Source organism: Rhizobium sp. Rhizsp82 (genome assembly GCF_047325115.1).
Classification (GTDB): domain Bacteria; phylum Pseudomonadota; class Alphaproteobacteria; order Rhizobiales; family Rhizobiaceae; genus Rhizobium.
This window is the reverse complement of record NZ_CP168571.1, coordinates 770,197-788,050: the sequence shown is the minus strand read 5'-3', so window position 1 is coordinate 788,050 and position 17,854 is coordinate 770,197. Positions and strand designations below refer to the sequence as shown.

The window sequence follows — 17,854 nt, the reverse complement described above, 5'->3', positions numbered from 1 at the left end:
ATGTCAAGTTAGCGAAAATGGAGAAGCGAATTTTGAATCACGTAAAGCAGGCCAAGAGGACGACGATCTACGATCTGGCGGAGCTCGCAGGGACCTCCGCCAGCGCCGTCAGCGCCGTCCTCAATGGCAATTGGAAGAAGCGCCGGATCAGCACGCAGCTTGCCGAAAAGATCATGAAGATCGCCGAGGAACAGGGCTATGCGCTGAACATGCAGGCAAGCCTTCTAAGGCGCGAAAAGTCCCATATCATCGGCATGCTCGTGCCGAAATATGATAACCGCTATTTCGGCTCGATCGTCGAACTGTTCGAAGACATGGCGCGCGCTCGCGGCCTTTTCCCGATCATCACCTGCACGCGGCGCGATCCCGAACTGGAGATCGAGGCGGCGCGCACCATGCTCTCCTATCAGGTCGAATGCCTGATCGCGACGGGTGCGACGGACCCCGATAAAATCACGGAAATGTGCGCCGCCGCCGGTGTACGCAGCCTCAATCTCGACCTTCCGGGCGCCCTTGCTCCATCTGTCATCTCCGACAATTTCGCCGGCGCGCGCGAACTGACGCGCCGCATCCTGATGAATTGCGAGGAACGGCTCGGCAAGAAGGAGCCGCTGCTCTTCATCGGCGGCCGCGGCAGCGATCACAATACCGCCGAGCGTATCCGCGGCTTCCGCCAGGCGCATGCCGATCTTGGCGTCGCGGTCGAGGAGGATCACATCCTCGCCTGCGGCTATGCCCCTGAGAAAGCTGAGAAAGCGTTGGATGATCTCGCCATGAAGGGCAATGCGCTGGCCCGCGGCATGTTCGTCAATTCGACCATCTCGCTTGAAGGCGTCATCCGCTGGATCCGCCGCTCCGGCCATCTCGACGACCGCAATCTCGTGCTCGGCTGCTTCGACTGGGATCCCTTCGTCACCCTGCTCGGCAACGGCATCGAGATGGTACGCCAGGATGTGCCGGGTATGCTGACCAAGGTCTTCGAGCTCATCGAATCAGGCTCGAACAAGCCGGGAATCATCCAGGTTCCGCCGCTGATCCCCGAACGGGCCTAGCGTCCCGCTACACCACCGTCTCGCCGCCATCGACGACAAGGATCTGGCCGGTCATGTAGGATGACCGGTCGGAGACGAGGAAGAGGATCGGTTCGGCGATCTCCGAGACATCGGCCCAGCGGCCGAGCGGCACCTTGTCGGCAATGTAGCTCTCGATGGCGCCGCGTCCGCCCATCTGCGCGATGAAGGGTTCGTTGAACGGCGTATCGACCCAACCCGGGCAGAGCGCATTCACGCGGATGCCGAATTTGGCGTAGTCGCCGGCCATCTGCCGGGTCATGGCGATGACCGCGTGTTTCGTTGTCGTATAGGCGATCATCTCCCGATCGTAGAGCACGCCCGACGACGAAGAGGTGTTGAGGATGACACCCTTGCCGGCCTTCTTCATGATCGGCATGACGAGCCGCGAGGCCATGAAATGCGCCCGCACATTCAGCCCCCAGGATCTGTCGAACCCGTCGATGGTCACCTGCTCCAGATCGCCAGCCACCTGGGCGCCGGCATGATTGTGGAGAATGTCGATACGGCCGTGGCGCAGGACGACGGCGGCAATGCCGCTTTCCAGCGCCTTGTCATCCGTCACGTCGACCACCAGGCTTTCGGCGCTGCCGCCCGCCTCGGTTATCTGGCTCACCGTTTCCTCGGCATTCATGAAATCGATGTCGGCGGCGATCACATGGGCGCCCTCGCGCGCCATGATCAGCGCGCCTGCCCGGCCGATGCCGGAGCCTGCCCCGGTGACGATTGCAACGCGATCCCTAAGTATCATGGCATTTCCCCGGTCAGTTTGTCGTTGTCTTTTCGCGCATCAGGAAGCGCGCGATGAGAATGAGGGCGAGCGAGGCGATCAGCACCATCGTCGCGATCGCATTGATCTCCGGCGTGACGCCGCGGCGGATCGAGGCGAAGACATAGATCGGCAATGTCGTGTTCGACCCGGCGACGAAGAAGGCGATGATGAAATCGTCGAAGGAGAAGGTGAAGGCGAGCAGGAAGCCGGCAAGGATCGACGGCATGATCTGCGGCAGCACGATTTGCCGGAACGTTGTGAGCGGCGTCGCATAAAGATCGCTCGACGCCTCGACGATATCCCGGCCAAGGCTGGCGATCCGGGCTTTGACGATCATCGTCACCAGCGCCATCGTGAAGAGGCCATGCGCGGCGATGATCGAGCCGTAGCCGAGCGCCAGCTTCGGCGGCTGATCGCCAGGCCAGATCGCGGCGATGACGGGATTGATGAAACCGAAGACCTCGACGAGGGCCACCAGCGTCGCGATGCCGATGACGACGCCGGGTACGACGATAGCTGCGGCAAACAGACCATCGAACAGGGCCCGCATCCGGGTGCCCAGCCGCTCCATGCCGATCGCCGCCATGGTTCCGAAGATTGCGGCGAGCGCCGCACTGGTGAAGGCGATGATCAGGCTGTTCTGCAGCGCTTCCATCAGGAAGGTGTTCGAGAGCGCCCGCCCATACCACTCCGTCGAGAAGCCGACGAACTCGCTGGCATTGCGGCCGGAGTTGAACGAGAACAGCACGACGAGCGCGATCGGCGTGTAGAGGAAGAGATAGACGAAGGTTACCAGCGCGCGCATCAGACGAGATCCACCTGACGGGTACCGGCGACACGCCAGGCAATACGCATCGCAACCAGCAGAATGACGACGACGACGGCCACGAGGGTCACTGCAATCGCCGACCCGAACGGCCAGTTGCGCGACTGCAGGAAGAGATCGACGAGCGCATTGCCGATGAAGAACACCTTGCCGCCGCCGAGAAGCTGCGGGATCAGATATTCGCCAAGCAGCAGGATCGTCACCAGCGCCACGCCGGTCATGACACCTGGCAGCGACAGCGGCAGGGTGATGCCGAAGAAGGTCGAGACCGGCTTGGCGCCGAGATCGGCCGAGGCCTCCAGCAGGCGCCGGTCGAGCTTTTCAAGGGAAACATAGATCGGCATGATCATCAGCGGCAGATAGCCATAGACGATGCCGAGCAGCACCGCGCCGGGCGTGTTGATCAGCCGGACATTCTCGATGCCGACGAATTCAAGGAGATGCGGAATGCCGCGGGCGCCGAGCAGGTACATCCACGCATAGGTGCGCACGAGAAGGCTGGTCCAGAACGGCACGACGACCAGCGATACCAGCAGCAGGCGCCGCTTCGGGCTTGCCTTGACGGCAAGATAATAGGCGACGGGATAGGCAACCAGCAGGCAGGCGGCAGCCCCGATCGGCGCCAGGATCAGCGTGTTGACGAATGCCGCAGAGCGCGAGCCGAGATTGGCGAACTGCGCGAAGGTGAACGCCGCCTGATACCCGCCCTCCGGCGCCCGCTCGCCGAAGGCGAAGACGATGATGGCGATGAAGGGCAGGACGAGAAAGACGAACAGCCAGATGCTGGCCGGTCCGACAAGGGCGGCAGTGACAAGGCGCCGTTTCGTGGCAAGGGTCAGGGGCATACGTCTGTTTCCGCAGCGTCGGATTCCGGTCCCCGCGAAGAGACCGGAGCTCTCAACGGAGATTAGGCCGACTTGAAGCGTGCCATCAGCTCGGCACGGCCGGGGTCTGTGAGCGTCACGGCGGCGCCGAATTCCAGCGGCGTCAGCGCTGCTTCGTCCGGATAGACGATCTTGTTCGAGGTGATGTCCTTCGGCAGCAGTTCGATGACGCGGCTGTCCGTCGTCGGCGCGCCGTTGGCGATATGCTCCTTCACGGCGTTCTGCGGATCCATGAGATAGTTGAGCAGCGCATAGCCGGCCGCCTTATTCGGCGCATCCTTGGGGATCGCGTAATAGTCGGTCCAGATCTCGCCGCCATCGGTGCCGAGCACATAGGCGAGCTCCGGCATGTCGCGGTTCAGCTGCGCGCCGTCATTGGTCCAGCACATGGTCAGCCACGCATCGGTGGAGCGCATCGACGGCTGGTAGTCGGAATTGATGGCGAAGAGATGCGGCTTCACCTTGATCAGCAGCTCCTCGGCCTTGGCAAGCTCGTCAGCCTTGATCGAATTGAAATCGTAACCCAGCGAAACCAGCGCGCTGCCGATCGTCGTCAGCTGGTAGTCATGCACCATCGTGCGGCCGTCGCCTTCGGTCTGGGCGATCTCGAAGAAGTCCTTCCAGCTCGAAAGCTTGGTCTTGATCTTCGAAGTGTTCACCGAGAAGCCCGTCGTGCCCCAGTTCTTCGGCACGGCATAGGTCTTGCCGTCGATCTGGCCTTCCTTGGTGAAGCGAGGGCTTTCGGTCGCCTGGCTGAAATTCGGGATCTTGGAAAGATCCAGCTCGTCGATCAGGCCGAGCTTGTGATGGGTCGAGATCGTGTAGTTGGTCGGCACGAAAAGCGACCAGCCGGAGGCACCGGCCTGCAGCTTCGCCAGCATTTCCTCATTGGAACCGAAGACGTTGACTTCGACCGCAACGCCAGTGGCAGCCTTGAAGTTCTCGAAGGTTGCCGGGTCGTGGTAGTTCGGCCATGTGGCGATCGACATCTGCGTGCCGAGCTCGCCGGCGGCATAGGCAGGCGTCGACAGTGCGCCCGGGAAGCGCGACATGACCGCGGTGGCGAGACCGAGGCCGGTGATGCCGAGGAAATGACGGCGGCTGACGGAGCCACGCTTCAGGCGCATGAACTCGTCCATGAAGCCTTCGGCGGAGATCGGGAGATTGTCCTTATAATCCTTGCTCATGATGCTGTTCCCTTGTTTTGGTTTATGCATTCGATGCTGGAAAGACATGGATGGCGGATGGGTCGAAGCCGAGGAATACCTCCTCGCCCGGCTCCACGAGATCGCTCTCGTTCATGCTGCGGCGGTCGGCGGTGATCAGGAAATCGCCGAGGCCCGGAACGCTGACGGCATATTCCGCCGACGAGCCAAGGAAGATCCGGTGCGTGACCGTGCCCTTGAACGCGGCGCCGCCGATAGCCTGCCCGCGCGTCAGCCGGATCGCCTCAGGACGAAGGGCGGCGATCGTCTGGCCCGGCGCAAGCTGCTTGCCGGATGCGATCGCCGAGCCGTCGGCGAGCCGCAGCGTCGTGCCATCGGCCTCCATCGTCGCGGCGATGCGGTTGGTCTTGCCGACGAAATCGGCAACGAAGAGGTCGGCCGGGCGATCGTAGACCTCCTGCGGCGAGCCGAGCTGGCGGATTTGCCCGGCGCTCATGACGCAGACGATATCGGCCATCGACAACGCTTCTTCCTGATCGTGGGTGACGAGCACGAAGGTGATGCCGAGCTCTCGCTGCAACGTCTGCAGCTCGATCTGCATCGCCGAGCGCAGCTTCTTGTCGAGGGCGGCAAGCGGCTCGTCGAGCAGCAGAACGGACGGGCGGTTGACGATGGCGCGCGCCAGCGCCACGCGCTGCTGCTGACCACCCGACATTTCGTGAATGCGGCGCTTGGCGAAGCCGCCGAGCCGAACCATTTCCAGCGCCTCGGCGACGCGGCGGTCGATCTCGCGCGCCTCGATCTTCGGGCGCATCTGCTTCAGCCCGTAGGCGACATTCTGCTCGACATTGAAATGCGGAAACAGCGCGTAGTGCTGGAACACCATGTTGACAGGGCGGCGATAGGCGGGAACGCCGTTCATCTCCCGCCCGTCGATCAGCACCGTGCCTTCGCTCGGCTGCTCGAAGCCGCCGATCATGCGCAGGCAAGTGGTCTTGCCGCAGCCGGAAGGGCCAAGCAGCGCCAGGAAGGCGCCCTTGGGCACATTGAGATTGATGTCCGTCACGGCGGTCACGGCGCCATAGTTCTTGGTGACCGAACGGAATTCGATATCGTTCGTCGAAGCGGATGCCACGTCTGTTCCCTGCGGTTGGTTTGGAATTGGCAGTCTTTGCTGCCTTATTGCCACCGTCGTTAAGGAAAGAGTAAGCCTGAGCTTCCGGCGCGGTATATACCCCGAGAGAGGTATTTAAGCGGATTAAGCTTCGTGGAAGGTGTATATGGGGACGCGCAGAATTTCGCGCCGGCGGCAGAGGGAGACCGTCACATGAGCACCGATCTGGAAGCCTTGTTCGGCGCCTTCAACGCGACGGTCGGCCGGCCTGCCATGGGTGACGCCGAGTTTGGCGAGACCTTCCGGCAGATGATGGCGGCGCTGGTGCGCTTCGATTACGTCGTGGTCTTCGCCTATCGTGGCAAGGAACGGCCGATCGATCTCTACTCCACCTTCGATGCCGAAGAGCATGTCGTCTTCGTCACTCTCTACCAGGCCGGTCCGTACCTGCTCGACCCCTTCTACCATACGGCCCGGGAACGGCGCGAAGGCGTGCTCAGGATGCGCGAACTGGCGCCGGACCGATTCTTCTCCAGCGAATATTACCGCACCTATTACGTTCAGACCGGGCTCGCCGAAGAGATCGGTTTTTTCATCAATGCCGACAAGGACATAACCATCGTCCTGTCGCTGATGCGGCGCGAGAAGACCGGCGCCTTTCCGCCGGCCGATTTCGCGACGCTGAAGAAAGCCGAACCGCTGATCGCCAATATGGTGCGGCACTACTGGGCGGGCCTCGCCCCGCGCTTCGACGCGCAACTCGCAGCCGGCGGAAAGAAACACCGCAAGACCGGCGGCAACCCGAACCTTGCCCCGGCCGATACCGTATGGCGGGACCTCAATCTGACGAGCCGCGAAACCGCGATCGTCGATCTTGTGCTGCAGGGCCATTCATCCGAGTCGATCGGACTGAAGCTCAATATCTCGACAGGCACGGTGAAGGTCCACCGCCGCAACGTCTACCGCAAGCTCGGGATTTCCTCGCAGACGCAGCTTCTGTCGATCTATTTCAAGAACCTGCTGCCCTCCGGCTGAGGCGCAATCGTCTGTGCGACGGCGACGAGTCCCGCGACCGGCGAAGGCTCGTCGGAGGCCGCGTCGTAGATGCAGGATGCGGCGAGAACATTGGCTGTCAGGATGCCGATGATGATGAATTTCATGGGATGCTCCAGGGACGAGGCAAAAGCCTCGTCCCGTTTGTTCGTACTGGCGATCAGACGATATTCAGCTCGACATTAATGTTGCCGCGCGTCGCCTTCGAATAGGGGCAGGTCTGGTGCGCTTCCTCGACAAGTTCGCGTGCCAGCTCGGCGTCGATACCGGGAAGGCTGATATTCAGGCGAGCCTGGAGGAAATAGGCGCCGTCGGTCTGGCCGAGATCGACTTCGGCGTCGACGGCAGTCTCCGCCGGAAGACGGATCTTGCGCTTGCCGGCGGCAAGGCCGATCGCGCCGATGAAGCAGGCGGACCAGCCGGCGGCGAAAAGCTGCTCCGGATTGGTGCCAGGACGGCCGCGGCCAGGAGGCGAGAGCTTGACATCCAGTGCGCGGTCGCTGCTCTGCGCAGCACCCTCGCGGCCGCCAGTGGTGTGGGTCTTGCCGGTATAGAGAACCTTCTCGATCGTGGTCATGTGACACTCCTTGGTTTCTGCCGCGCGACGCGGCTTCAGTTGACGGGGAGTGTTTTGACCCGGCGACGTGTCCGGCATGTTTCCCGGATGTACGGGATTTGTAACGAAGCTTAGCAAGCGCCAGCAGTGATACGAGCCGCTACAACAGGCGGCCCGCTTCTTAGTGGATCACCAGCTCGGCCGCGAGGCCACCGCCGTCGCGGTTATAGAGGCGCATCGTCCCGCCGATTGCCGCCGTCAGCTGCTGCGCGATCGCAAGCCCGAGACCGGAGCCACCGGTCTCGCGGTTTCGCGATTGCTCCAGGCGGAAGAAGGGCTGCATGGCCGCCTCGATCTGATCGCCGGGAATGCCCGGGCCGCGATCCATGACGGTGATGGCGATCGCCCCCTCTTCTCGGCGTTCGACGCTCACCTCGGCCGTTCCGCCGAATTTAAGGGCGTTGTCGATGAAGTTCGACAGGATGCGGCGCAGCGCATGCGGCTTGGTCGATGCGGTGCCGCTGACAAGCCCCAAGATAGACACGGGCTTTCCGGTATCCTGGTAGTCATAGCAAAGACTCTCGATGAAGGACGCGAGGTCGATGCGGGAGAACTTCTCGCCATTTCCATGCGAGCTGCGGGCATAGGCGATCCCGTCCTGAACCAGCCGCTCGATCTCGCCGATATCGTGCAGCAGCTTGGTCCGTTCCGGAGATTCTTCCGCCATATCGGCGCGCAGCCGCATGCGGGTGATCGGCGTCTGCAGATCGTGGGAAATCGCTGCGAGGATCTGCACGCGCTCTTCGAGATAGTGGGCAATGCGGTCTCGCATTGCGTTGAAGGCCCGCGCGGCATGCGCCACCTCGCTCGGGCCGCTGTCGCTCATCACCTCGCCCTTCTTGTTCGGATCAAGAGCATCGGCGGCGGCAGCCAGATCGGCAAGCGGACGCGTCGCCTGGCGAACGGCAAGCCAGGTCAGAAGGACGATGAGCAGCATCTGTACGACGAAGACATAAGGCAGCCAGCCGGCAAGCGGCATGATGCCCCTCGGCGTGATGTCGATCGTCAGCGGCGTGCCGTCGGTCAGCGTCAGATGCGCCTGCAGGCGCGTGACGTCACCGGGGATCGCTTCCATGCGGATCGGAAAGCGATGGCCGATAGCATCGCTGATGGTCGCCGCAATCTCGCCGCCGCGTGTTGAATGATCGGGAACACCCGGCAGGCCCGGGCCGAGCACGAAACGATAGTTGCCGCGGCTCATGGGATCGGTCAGATCCGCCCGCTGATCCGCCGGCAACCGGTCGAGCACGGCGATCGATGTAGCAACGTCACTCTCCAGCGTGCCGAGCATGACGGCCTTTGCCGACATCATGCGCTCGGCATAGAGCACGCTGAACGACAGGCCATAGGCGATCGCGAGGCCGAGAAGCAGGATGATGGCAATGCGCGAGCGCAGCGTACTCGGCCAGACGCGCCCGAACGTTGCAAGGGCGGCCACGCTCATTGCCGCAACTCCGAAATCTCGATCGGCACGGAGAAAACGTAGCCCTCGCTGCGGACGGTCTTGATATAGATCGGCTCACGCGCATCGTCGCCGAGCCGCTGCCGCAGGCGGCTGACGAGCAGGTCGATCGAACGGTCGAAGAGCTCGGCATCGCGCCCCTGAGTGAGGTTCAGCAACTGATCGCGATTGAGAACCCGCTGCGGGTGATCGATGAAAACGCGCAAAAGCCGGTACTCGGCGCCGCTGAGCGCGATCGTCGTGCCCTCCTTGTCGAGCAGGTGGCGCGCGACCGTGTCCAGACGCCACTCGCCGAAGCTCAGCATCTGGCCGGCCTCGCTCACCTGGAAATTCGGCGGCAGCATGCGCGTGCGGCGCAGAACGGCCTTGATGCGCGCCAGCAATTCGCGTGCTGCGAAAGGCTTCGGCAGATAGTCGTCGGCGCCCATTTCGAGCCCGAGAATGCGGTCCATCTCGTCGCTGCGCGCCGTCAGCATCAGGATCGGCGTCGCCTTGTGCTTGCCGGCGCGCAGTTCGCGGCACAACACGAGGCCGTCGTCCCCCGGCATCATCACGTCGAGGATGATCAGATCGACCGCATTGGCTTCGAGAAAGCTCCGCATCTGGCGCCCGTCGGCAACGGCGGTGGCGCGCAGCCCGTTCTTCTTCAGATAGCTCGAAACGAGCTCGCGGATTTCCCTGTCGTCATCGACGATCAGGATATGGTCGACATGCTCCATGGCGCTTTCAGCAACCTCCAATGCGGGCAATCCGCACCGTCCGACTGACATCTCGGGCAGCAGGATGGTGCGGGATTCGTGACACCCTACATTCGATCTAGAAACGATCAACATCCAGGATCGCCTGCGCGAAGGCTTCCGGCGCTTCCTGCGGCAGATTGTGACCGATACCGCCCGAGATCGTGCGGTGCTCATAGCGTCCCGAGAACTTCGCGGCATAGGCCGAGGGTTCCGGATGCGGCGCACCATTGGCGTCGCCTTCCATGGTGATGGTCGGGATCGAGATGACCGGACCCTTGGCGAGCACGGCCTCATAGGCATCGTACTTTGCCTCGCCCTTCACCAGTCCGAGGCGCCAGCGGTAATTGTGGATAACGATAGCCACATGATCGGGATTGTCGAAAGCGTCGGCCGAGAGGTTGAAGGTTTCGTCGTCGAAATTCCAGGTCGGCGATGCGGTATGCCAGATCAGCTTCGAGAACTCGCGGCGATTGGCATCGTAACCCTGACGGCCACGCTCGGTGGCGAAATAGAACTGATACCACCAGGCAAGCTCGGCCTTCGGCGGAAGCGGCTTCTTGTTGGCTTCCTGGCTGCCGATCAGATAGCCGCTGACCGAGACCATCGCCTTGCAGCGCTCCGGCCAGAGGGCCGCCATGATATTGACGGTGCGGCCGCCCCAATCATAACCGCCAACGATCGCCTTCTCGATATGAAGCGCATCCATCAGCGCGATCATGTCGGCGGCGAGTGCGGCCTGCTGGCCGTTACGCTTGGTCTTTTCCGAAACGAAACGGGTGGTGCCGTAGCCGCGCAGATAGGGAATGATCACCCGGTAGCCCTTGGCGGCAAGACGGGGCGCCACATCGGCGAAACTGTAGATGTCATAGGGCCAGCCATGCAGCAGGAGGACGGCCGGACCATCGGCGGGACCTTCCTCGGCATAGCCGATATCAAGCACGCCGGCGCGGATCTGCTTCAAGGCTGAAAAACCGTTGCCGCCTGCCTTGACGGCGGGCGAAGCCGGCGCTGCAGCCTGCGCAGCACTTGCGACGCTGCCGATACCGAACTCGACGGCTGCTACGGTCATGGCGGCCACGCCGAAGAAGCGGCGGCGCTGGTGGTTGATTTCTTCGGACATTGTTTTCTCTCCGTTTCCTGAACTGTTGATGATGGGCAAAAGACAGTCCGGATGTATCCCCGATGTGTCGCGAACGACGGTTTTGTGCATGCCTTTGTAGCCTGGAGGCCTGCAGATACATTCCGATACAATTCGCTGCAGCCCGCTACATTGCGGTACATTTCTGCCGGATATCAGACACACCCGGGATACGTCGCCCCTTCAGTTTCGCGGCATCGCTGGCAAAGGCCACGAGCAACCAAGCGGAAGGAACCGACCATGACGCTTCTCATCATTGCCTATCTCGGAGGCGCGCTGACGATCCTCAGCCCCTGCATCCTCCCCATCCTGCCCTTCGTCTTCGCCCGCGCCGGCCAGCCCTTCTTCAGAAGCACGCTGCCGATGCTGGCAGGCATGGCCGGCACCTTCGCGCTGGTCGCCACACTCGCCGCCGTCGGCGGCAGCTGGGCGATCAACGCCAATGAATATGGACGGCTTGCCGCTCTATTGCTGCTCGCCATCTTCGGCATCAGCCTGCTCTCGCCGCGCGTTGCGGGCGGCATCACCCAGCCCGTCGTCGATTTCGGCAACAGGCTGCTCAATGCCTCGGGCAATGGCGCCACCGCCTCTCCGGCAAGCTCACTGCTTCTCGGTGTTGCGACAGGCCTGCTCTGGGCGCCCTGCGCCGGGCCGATCCTCGGCCTGGTACTGACGGGTGCTGCCCTCCAGGGCGCCAATCTGCAGACGACCTTTCTGTTGCTTGCCTATGCCGCCGGTGCGGCCAGCTCGCTTGCGACAGCACTTCTCGTCGGTGGCCGTGTCTTTGCTGCCATGAAGCGGTCGCTCGGCGTCAGCGAGCGGATCCGCCAGGCGCTGGGTGCTGCCGTTCTCGCCGGTGTCACCGTCATTGCGCTCGGTCTCGATACCAGCCTGCTGTCGCGCTTCTCCTATGCCAGCACCACCACTCTGGAACAGGCCGTCCTCGACCGTCTGCACGTCAAGCCGCAGTCTGGTCCCGAAGTTGCCAGCAACGGCGCGATGATCGATACCGTCGCCGACACAGGGCAACCGTTCAAGAGCGATCTGCCGGTCGAAGGCCCTGCCCCGTCGCTCGATGGCGCCGTGCAGTGGCTGAATTCCGGGCCGCTCACTAAGGAAGCACTTCGCGGCAAGGTCGTGCTCGTCGATTTCTGGACCTATTCCTGCATCAACTGCATCCGCACCACGCCTTATGTCCGCGCCTGGGCCGAGAAGTACGCAGACAAGGGCCTCGTCGTCATCGGCGTCCACGCTCCGGAATTCGCCTTCGAGAAGAACATCGACAATGTCCGCAAGGCGGTTGGCGATTTCGGCATCAGGTATCCCGTCGCCATCGACAACGACTACAAGATCTGGCGCGCCTTCCAGAATAACTACTGGCCGGCCCACTACCTGATCGATGCCAACGGCCAGATCCGCTACACCCATTTCGGCGAGGGCAACTACCGCCAGACCGAAAAGGCAATCCAGGACCTGCTGCACGAGGCCGGAAGCCAGATGGCTTCGAGCGCCGCCGTCACACCCGATGCCAAGGGCGCCGAGGCAAGCCCGGACCTGCGTCATGTCCGCTCCGGCGAGACCTATATCGGTTACCAGCAGGCCTCGAATTTCGCTTCCCCCGGCGGTCTCGCAGCGGACGCCCCGCACGACTACAGCGCAGGCTCCCTCGGCCTGAACGAATGGAGCCTTTCAGGGCGCTGGACCGTGGGTCCGGAAGCCGCCAGCCTCGATGCCGCCGATGGCGGCATCAGCTACCGCTTCAGCGCCCGCGACCTGCATCTTGTGCTCGGACCCGGAGCTGACGGCAAGCCGGTTCGTTTCCAGGTGACCGTCGACGGCAAGGCGCCGGGCGCCAATCATGGCACCGATATCGACGAGAGCGGCAACGGCATCGTCACGTCGACAAAGCTCTACCAGCTCATCCGGCAGAGCGGCGAGGTCGAGGCTCGCAACTTCGAAATCCGCTTCCTCGATCCCGGCGTCGCCGCCTACGCCTTCACCTTCGGCTGACCATCAATCCGCATTTCCCAACCCAAAAAAGGAGTTTCTTCCATGACCAACCGCACGCTTTCCACCGTCGCTCTCGCCTTCGCAATCAGCGCCGCCGCCTTCACCGCCCAGGCGGCCGAGATCAAGAATATCGTCATCGTCCACGGCGCTCTCGCTGACGGATCGGGCTGGCAGAAGGCCACCGAGATCCTCGAAAAGCGCGGCTTCAACGTCACCATCGTCCAGGAGCCGATCACCTCGCTCGCCGACGACGTCGCCGCCACCAACCGCGTCCTCGACCTGCAGAGCGGTCCATCCCTCCTCGTCGGCCACAGCTATGGCGGCATGGTCATCACCGAAGCAGGAAACCGGTCCGATGTCGCGGGCCTCGTCTATGTCGCCGCTTTCCAGCCGGACAAGGGCGAAAGTCTGATCGGCCTCGCAAGCTCGAAACCGGCGGGCGGCATGAACATCAGGGAGACCAAGGACGGCAAGTATCTCTACCTCGATCCCGCGGCCTTCGCCGCCGACTTTGCCGCCGACCTGCCGAAGGACGAGGCAGCCTTCATGGCAAAGTCCCAGGTCTTCGCCGCCAAGGAAGCCTTTACCGCCAAGATCGCCGATCCCGCCTGGCGCGCGAAGAAGAGCTGGACCGTCGTCGCGACAGAAGATCGCTCCATCAATCCCGACCTGGAGCGGGATATGGCGAAGCGCGCCGGGAGCAAGGTGACGGAGATCAAGGCGAGCCACGCCGTCTTCGCATCGCAAGCGCAGAAAGTCGCGGAAGTGATTGAAGAGGCTGCGAAAGAGGCAGGTAAGTAAATGGTGGGGCGGCGGGTGAACAGCCCGCCACTTCTCATTTCACTGGAGGATGGGCGAGCATCTCACCGGCCTCGCGAGCGGCGCGTATGCCGCTTTCCCATGCGCCATGCGCCGTGGAGAAATCGGTTCGGTGCGTCGCCTCGCCGGCAAAAAACAGCCGGTCGCCGACCGGCCGCGCCAGCACCTGCCTTTGGCTCGCCTGCCCGGGCAGGGCGTGGCTATAGGAGCCGCCGATCCAATCCGTCCGGCACCAGGACGATGCCGCAAGCGGCAGCAGGTGTTTACGGATGCCGCCTCCGAGCAGTGACGAGAGTTGCTCCAGCGCGAAGGCGAAGGCATCGAGGAGACCGGCGCGCTCGATGACCACAGCACCCGTTCCGCCGAAGAACCCTTCGAGCAGCGGCCGCCCCAGCGGACGGATATAGTAGCTGCCGGTCTCCGGGTTCTGGGGATCGCCAAGCAGATGCGTTTCCGCCTCAAAACCGTGATTTCCCTTGAGTTCGAAAAACAGCTTGTCGGCGAGACCAAGCGGCAGCTGGCTTGCGGCATGGAGGTGGTCGTCAGCTCCGGCGCCAAAGGCGATCGCCCCGCCCGCGAGCACATTGGTCGAGACCGTGACGATTGCCGCACGGGCTGCGATCGCACCTCTATCCGTTTCCAGCCTGATACCCTGTCCATCGAGGAGAATGCGGCGGACGGGCGTCGAGAGCCGAAGCTCGGCCTTCGGCATGGCTGCCGCAATCAGGCTTCCATAGCCTTCATGCACCCGCCAGTTCGCATTGGAGGCGGCATTGTCATAGGCGAGGAAATCGGTGATCGACAGCCGGTCGAGCGCCGCGCCGTTCATATAGCCGCTGAGCGAGTTGCAATAGGCATTCCATCGCCCGCCCGGCTCCAGGGCGTCTGAAGCCCGGTCACTCGCCGGAGGATCCGACTTCAAGCGCTCGTCCAGAGCATTCCAGGCGGCCTCCGCCGCCGTCTGGTCGGCGGGCGGAAAACCGAGATCGCGCCACTGCGTCTTCCAGGCCGTCGGCCCCTGCTCGATGGTGAAATTGGCTTGCTTGCCGATCGTCACCATCGGATTGCGCTCGGCGGAGTGCAGCCAGCCACAGCCCATGTCGAGCGGCATGCCGGCAAGCTCGATCGTCCAGGCACGGCCTCCGGCGCGGTCGCTCGCCTCCAGCAGCACGACGGAATGGCCGGCGGCCACGAGCGTCCGCGCGGCAGCGATCCCCGCAGCCCCTGCACCGACAATCGCCACATCGTAATCCATCACCGCTCCGCTTCTGCGAGATGCCATCGCCTTGATATGGTGCAAACTTTACATAGGAAGGCGACCGGCTTCAACGCAGCCAAAACGCTGCTACTATGCGCCATGACCTTCTTCGAAACGCTCGTCGCCCTGCTTGCGGTTGCGATCCTGCTCTTGCAGGTCACGCGGCGCATGCGCCTGCCCTATCCGGGCATCCTGGCCGCTGCCGGCGTCGGCGTCGCGATGCTGCCGGGCGCCCCGACGATCCCGATCGATCCGCCGACGGCGCTGGCATTGTTCATCGCCCCCGTGCTGATCGATTCCGCCTATGATTTCCCGCTGGGCGCGGCCAAGCGCATGCTGCTGCCGCTGTTTTTCTATGCCGTCGTCGCGATCCTGGTCACGACAGGCGTCGTCGTCACCATCAATGCCTTCACGATCGGCCTGCCGCTTGCAGTCGCCGTGACGCTCGGCGCCATCGTGGCACCGCCGGATGCGGCCGCCGCGACCGCCGTGCTCTCCAACCTGCCGGTGGCGCGGCGCGTCGATGCGCTGCTGAAGGGCGAGAGCCTGTTCAACGATGCGACGGCGCTCTTGCTGTTCGGCGCGGCGCTGACGGTTCAAGCGCGCGGCGGGCTCGATACGGAAACTGCCTTGCGGATCGGCTTTGCGGCGCCGGGCGGCATCCTCTTCGGCATTGCCTTCGGCTTTCTCGTCTCGCGCCTCAGGCCGGTCACCGAAAACACAGTCGGCGGCACGCTTCTGCAATTCGTCTATGCCTTCGCCACTTGGCTGATTGCCGAGCACCTTCATCTCTCTGCCGTGCTCGCGACAGTCGCCAGCGCCATGACGATCGCGACGCTGGCGACGGTCGAGGACTCGCCACGCATGCGCGTCCATTCCTTCGCTGTCTGGACGACGGTCGTCTTTCTGCTCAACGTCGTCGCCTTCCTACTGATGGGCCTTCAGGCGCGCCGGATCGTTGCCGCGATGTCGGCGGCTGATCTGGAGCGTGCAGTCAGCTTCGCCGCAATCGTCGTCGTGGCGATCATCGCAACGCGGCTGGTGATGGCATTCCTGTTTCATGCGCTCGTCGCCCACCGCCACCGGCGCGGCCATGTGCTGGCGCCCTTCAATCGCGGCGAGACGCTGCTGGTCGGCTGGGCCGGCATGCGCGGTCTGGTGACGCTCGCGACCGCCTTTGCCCTGCCCGCCGATTTTCCGGATCGCGATCTCGTCGTCCTCACCGCCTTCTCGGTAGTGCTGGCGACGCTCGTGATCCAGGGTGCAACGCTGGCGCCAATGATCCACTTCCTGAAGCTCGGCCGTCAGGGCGAGGTGCAGGAAGAGCTGGAGGCCGCCCGCAAATCGCTAGCCGAGGCAGCACTTTCCCGGCTGGAACCGGAAACCGGCGCCGAGGCCGACGCCTTGCGCTCCGTCTACAAGGATCATCACGCCCGAGCGTCCCGAGAGCCCGACCGAACACCCTCCGACCGGCGCCGAAACCTGGCGATGGCGGTCGTCATCGCCCAGCGCCAACGTCTCGAAGAATTGCGCGATGCCGACCAGATCGGCCCGACGCAATATCTCGAGCTGCAGGAAGACCTCGACTGGAAGCAGCTCTCCGTCGGCACCGACGAAGAGCGGCGGATCACCGAGAGCTGACGCTCAGCCTGGTGACTGCACCTTGTAGCGCAATGCCACGACACCGTGTTCACGCGCTTTGGCCGATTGCAGCGAGAGCTGCACCTTGCCCTTCAATCCACCCTCGAAGGCGATGATCGCCTGTCCGCCGGTGGCATCGATCGCCGGCGCCAACAGCAGGTAGATCTCGTCGACTAGACCCTCGGCGAGGAAGCTGCCATTGATGCCTGCGCCGCCCTCAAGCAGCAGGCGCTCGATTCCGAGCTCGCTATGCAGCGTCTCAAGCGCCGCCCTGAGATCGATCGCCGGACTATCAGAGACGATGTAGGAAACGCCGTCGCCCGCCAGTTCGGCCAGATGGCTGTCACTGACGCCACTGCCGAGCAGCACGACGACATGGTCGCCGCCGATGTCAGGCGCTTTGAAATGCAGCTTCGCGCCGGGATCGACACCGATCGCATAGACCGGCGCATCCTTCCGGGCGAAATGGAACGGACGCTTGACGTCGCCGGCAACAGCCGGCGGATGAGGCGTACCCTTCGCCATCTCCGCCATCGTGATGCGACCGACGAGCCAGGCATCGCCCCGCAGCGCCTCATGCGTCTCCTCATAGATCGACGACCACTCCTTGCGCCCGGCATCGGGATTGTCGGTCCAGGTGCTCGGGTGCAGGCCACCGTCTATGGAAGACATCATCAGGCAGGTCACATGCGGCTTCATCAGGTTTCCTCGATTCGAAAAGCGTTCGGGGAAACGCCCGATAACGGCGAAAGTTCAGAGCCTTGGCGATCCCGGACATGATCCTAGCCGCTGGCGAGCTTGAACAGCAAGGTGGTGCGCAGCTTCGCCGGATCGGGCTCATCGACGGGGTTGTTGTGATAGTGTTCCAGCCGGGCTGCGAAGCGATCTCCCTCAGACGTTTCCTCCATGTCCCAGCGAATGCCGCGCTCTTTTGCCCAACCGATCAGCATCGCCGTGACCTCATAGAGATCGTCATAGGGGCCGGTATAGGTCGTCTCGATATAGCGCCCACCCGGCAACTCGCCTTCCATCAAGGCGCCGGACAGCGGGATGGCCGCATCCGTCGTCATCCCTATCTCGATCTCGAGGTCAGGCATGTCGATCAGGTTATATTTGATGAACTCCATTCCGTCGGCGGCGACGCCGGCATTCGCGAATGCGGCGAACAATTCTCCGAAGGCCGGGCCGACGGCGTCTCCGAAAGGCATCGTAACCTTGCGGCGCACCGCGACATAGCGCTGCGGGCCGCGTTCCGTCTGGCGTGGCAATGTGAGCATGACGTCCT

18 protein-coding genes are annotated in these 17,854 nt (G+C 63.2%); 5 read left to right on the top strand and 13 right to left on the bottom strand.

Features of this window, described 5'->3' with window-relative positions:
* Positions 1 to 32 precede the first annotated feature (32 nt).
* Positions 33 to 1,052: a substrate-binding domain-containing protein gene (locus ACEN84_RS27875; RefSeq protein WP_203430776.1), complete on the top strand. Its 1,020-nt coding sequence runs from the start codon at positions 33 to 35 to the stop codon at positions 1,050 to 1,052.
* A gap of 7 nt (positions 1,053 to 1,059) precedes the next feature.
* Here ACEN84_RS27875 and ACEN84_RS27870 read toward each other — a convergent pair whose 3' ends face one another.
* The 5 genes from ACEN84_RS27870 to ACEN84_RS27850 form a co-directional block, all read right to left on the bottom strand.
* Positions 1,060 to 1,821 (bottom strand): SDR family NAD(P)-dependent oxidoreductase, encoded by a 762-nt coding sequence (locus ACEN84_RS27870; RefSeq protein ID WP_203430775.1) that lies wholly within the window; start codon positions 1,819 to 1,821, stop codon positions 1,060 to 1,062.
* Positions 1,822 to 1,834: 13 nt separating this feature from the next.
* A complete protein-coding gene (locus tag ACEN84_RS27865; protein ID WP_413712456.1) occupies positions 1,835 to 2,647 on the bottom strand; it encodes an ABC transporter permease in 813 nt (270 codons plus the stop codon).
* Positions 2,647 to 3,513 carry an ABC transporter permease gene (locus ACEN84_RS27860; RefSeq protein WP_112711054.1) on the bottom strand — a complete coding sequence of 289 codons (867 nt, stop codon included), beginning with the start codon at positions 3,511 to 3,513 and terminating at the stop codon, positions 2,647 to 2,649. The genes ACEN84_RS27865 and ACEN84_RS27860 overlap by 1 nt, the downstream gene beginning before the upstream one ends.
* A 62-nt stretch (positions 3,514 to 3,575) precedes the next feature.
* Positions 3,576 to 4,739 (bottom strand): spermidine/putrescine ABC transporter substrate-binding protein, encoded by a 1,164-nt coding sequence (locus ACEN84_RS27855; RefSeq protein WP_413712455.1) that lies wholly within the window; start codon positions 4,737 to 4,739, stop codon positions 3,576 to 3,578.
* Between the two features lie 22 nt (positions 4,740 to 4,761).
* A complete protein-coding gene (locus ACEN84_RS27850) occupies positions 4,762 to 5,853 on the bottom strand; it encodes an ABC transporter ATP-binding protein (protein ID WP_413712454.1) in 1,092 nt (363 codons plus the stop codon).
* A gap of 192 nt (positions 5,854 to 6,045) precedes the next feature.
* On the opposite strand from ACEN84_RS27850, the gene ACEN84_RS27845 reads away from it, so the two are divergent.
* Positions 6,046 to 6,867 (top strand): LuxR C-terminal-related transcriptional regulator, encoded by an 822-nt coding sequence (locus ACEN84_RS27845; RefSeq protein ID WP_413712453.1) that lies wholly within the window; start codon positions 6,046 to 6,048, stop codon positions 6,865 to 6,867.
* Here the strand turns inward: ACEN84_RS27845 and ACEN84_RS27840 are convergent.
* The 5 genes from ACEN84_RS27840 to ACEN84_RS27820 all read right to left on the bottom strand — a co-directional run bounded on the left by ACEN84_RS27840 (position 6,837) and on the right by ACEN84_RS27820 (position 10,823).
* Positions 6,837 to 6,992, bottom strand: coding sequence for a hypothetical protein (locus tag ACEN84_RS27840; RefSeq protein ID WP_413712452.1), 156 nt, complete (start codon positions 6,990 to 6,992; stop codon positions 6,837 to 6,839). The genes ACEN84_RS27845 and ACEN84_RS27840 overlap by 31 nt on opposite strands.
* Before the next feature lie 53 nt (positions 6,993 to 7,045).
* On the bottom strand, positions 7,046 to 7,462 hold the full coding sequence (locus ACEN84_RS27835; RefSeq protein ID WP_413712451.1) for an organic hydroperoxide resistance protein: 417 nt from the start codon (positions 7,460 to 7,462) through the stop codon (positions 7,046 to 7,048).
* A 160-nt stretch (positions 7,463 to 7,622) separates the two neighbouring features.
* Positions 7,623 to 8,945, bottom strand: coding sequence for an ATP-binding protein (locus ACEN84_RS27830; RefSeq protein WP_413712450.1), 1,323 nt, complete (start codon positions 8,943 to 8,945; stop codon positions 7,623 to 7,625).
* On the bottom strand, positions 8,942 to 9,682 hold the full coding sequence (locus ACEN84_RS27825; protein WP_199628374.1) for a response regulator: 741 nt from the start codon (positions 9,680 to 9,682) through the stop codon (positions 8,942 to 8,944). Before ACEN84_RS27825 ends, ACEN84_RS27830 begins: the two co-directional genes overlap by 4 nt.
* Before the next feature lie 97 nt (positions 9,683 to 9,779).
* The gene (locus tag ACEN84_RS27820) at positions 9,780 to 10,823 is read right to left on the bottom strand and encodes an alpha/beta fold hydrolase (protein WP_413712449.1); all 1,044 of its coding nucleotides are present in this window, start codon (positions 10,821 to 10,823) and stop codon (positions 9,780 to 9,782) included.
* A 258-nt stretch (positions 10,824 to 11,081) separates the two neighbouring features.
* Here ACEN84_RS27820 and ACEN84_RS27815 point away from each other — a divergent pair, with 258 nt between their 5' ends.
* Together ACEN84_RS27815 and ACEN84_RS27810 are read left to right on the top strand one after the other, a co-directional pair.
* The gene (locus tag ACEN84_RS27815; protein WP_413712448.1) at positions 11,082 to 12,851 is read left to right on the top strand and encodes a cytochrome c biogenesis protein DipZ; all 1,770 of its coding nucleotides are present in this window, start codon (positions 11,082 to 11,084) and stop codon (positions 12,849 to 12,851) included.
* A gap of 42 nt (positions 12,852 to 12,893) precedes the next feature.
* On the top strand, positions 12,894 to 13,652 hold the full coding sequence (locus ACEN84_RS27810) for an alpha/beta hydrolase (protein WP_413712447.1): 759 nt from the start codon (positions 12,894 to 12,896) through the stop codon (positions 13,650 to 13,652).
* Between the two features lie 34 nt (positions 13,653 to 13,686).
* Here the strand turns inward: ACEN84_RS27810 and ACEN84_RS27805 are convergent, their stop codons facing one another.
* On the bottom strand, positions 13,687 to 14,925 hold the full coding sequence (locus tag ACEN84_RS27805) for a flavin monoamine oxidase family protein (RefSeq protein ID WP_413712446.1): 1,239 nt from the start codon (positions 14,923 to 14,925) through the stop codon (positions 13,687 to 13,689).
* 102 nt (positions 14,926 to 15,027) lie between these two features.
* On the opposite strand from ACEN84_RS27805, the gene ACEN84_RS27800 reads away from it, so the two are divergent.
* A complete protein-coding gene (locus ACEN84_RS27800; RefSeq protein ID WP_413712445.1) occupies positions 15,028 to 16,569 on the top strand; it encodes a cation:proton antiporter in 1,542 nt (513 codons plus the stop codon).
* A gap of 3 nt (positions 16,570 to 16,572) precedes the next feature.
* Here ACEN84_RS27800 and ACEN84_RS27795 read toward each other — a convergent pair whose 3' ends face one another.
* Both ACEN84_RS27795 and ACEN84_RS27790 read right to left on the bottom strand, forming a co-directional pair.
* Positions 16,573 to 17,268 carry a RibD family protein gene (locus tag ACEN84_RS27795; RefSeq protein ID WP_413712444.1) on the bottom strand — a complete coding sequence of 232 codons (696 nt, stop codon included), beginning with the start codon at positions 17,266 to 17,268 and terminating at the stop codon, positions 16,573 to 16,575.
* Between the two features lie 83 nt (positions 17,269 to 17,351).
* Positions 17,352 to 17,846 (bottom strand): GyrI-like domain-containing protein, encoded by a 495-nt coding sequence (locus ACEN84_RS27790; protein ID WP_199628172.1) that lies wholly within the window; start codon positions 17,844 to 17,846, stop codon positions 17,352 to 17,354.
* Positions 17,847 to 17,854: the final 8 nt, after the last annotated feature.

Excerpts from the sequence above, each read along its gene's own strand:
- ACEN84_RS27870 (WP_203430775.1), bottom strand. The coding sequence starts at position 1,821 with ATGATACTTAGGGATCGCGTTGCAATCGTCACCGGGGCAGGCTCCGGC.
- ACEN84_RS27865 (WP_413712456.1), bottom strand. The coding sequence starts at position 2,647 with ATGCGCGCGCTGGTAACCTTCGTCTATCTCTTCCTCTACACGCCGATC.
- ACEN84_RS27860 (WP_112711054.1), bottom strand. The coding sequence starts at position 3,513 with ATGCCCCTGACCCTTGCCACGAAACGGCGCCTTGTCACTGCCGCCCTT.
- ACEN84_RS27855 (WP_413712455.1), bottom strand. The coding sequence starts at position 4,739 with ATGAGCAAGGATTATAAGGACAATCTCCCGATCTCCGCCGAAGGCTTC.
- ACEN84_RS27845 (WP_413712453.1), top strand. The coding sequence starts at position 6,046 with ATGAGCACCGATCTGGAAGCCTTGTTCGGCGCCTTCAACGCGACGGTC.
- ACEN84_RS27840 (WP_413712452.1), bottom strand. The coding sequence starts at position 6,992 with ATGAAATTCATCATCATCGGCATCCTGACAGCCAATGTTCTCGCCGCA.
- ACEN84_RS27835 (WP_413712451.1), bottom strand. The coding sequence starts at position 7,462 with ATGACCACGATCGAGAAGGTTCTCTATACCGGCAAGACCCACACCACT.
- ACEN84_RS27830 (WP_413712450.1), bottom strand. The coding sequence starts at position 8,945 with ATGAGCGTGGCCGCCCTTGCAACGTTCGGGCGCGTCTGGCCGAGTACG.
- ACEN84_RS27825 (WP_199628374.1), bottom strand. The coding sequence starts at position 9,682 with ATGGAGCATGTCGACCATATCCTGATCGTCGATGACGACAGGGAAATC.
- ACEN84_RS27820 (WP_413712449.1), bottom strand. The coding sequence starts at position 10,823 with ATGTCCGAAGAAATCAACCACCAGCGCCGCCGCTTCTTCGGCGTGGCC.
- ACEN84_RS27815 (WP_413712448.1), top strand. The coding sequence starts at position 11,082 with ATGACGCTTCTCATCATTGCCTATCTCGGAGGCGCGCTGACGATCCTC.
- ACEN84_RS27810 (WP_413712447.1), top strand. The coding sequence starts at position 12,894 with ATGACCAACCGCACGCTTTCCACCGTCGCTCTCGCCTTCGCAATCAGC.
- ACEN84_RS27805 (WP_413712446.1), bottom strand. The coding sequence starts at position 14,925 with ATGGATTACGATGTGGCGATTGTCGGTGCAGGGGCTGCGGGGATCGCT.
- ACEN84_RS27800 (WP_413712445.1), top strand. The coding sequence starts at position 15,028 with ATGACCTTCTTCGAAACGCTCGTCGCCCTGCTTGCGGTTGCGATCCTG.
- ACEN84_RS27795 (WP_413712444.1), bottom strand. The coding sequence starts at position 17,268 with ATGAAGCCGCATGTGACCTGCCTGATGATGTCTTCCATAGACGGTGGC.
- ACEN84_RS27790 (WP_199628172.1), bottom strand. The coding sequence starts at position 17,846 with ATGCTCACATTGCCACGCCAGACGGAACGCGGCCCGCAGCGCTATGTC.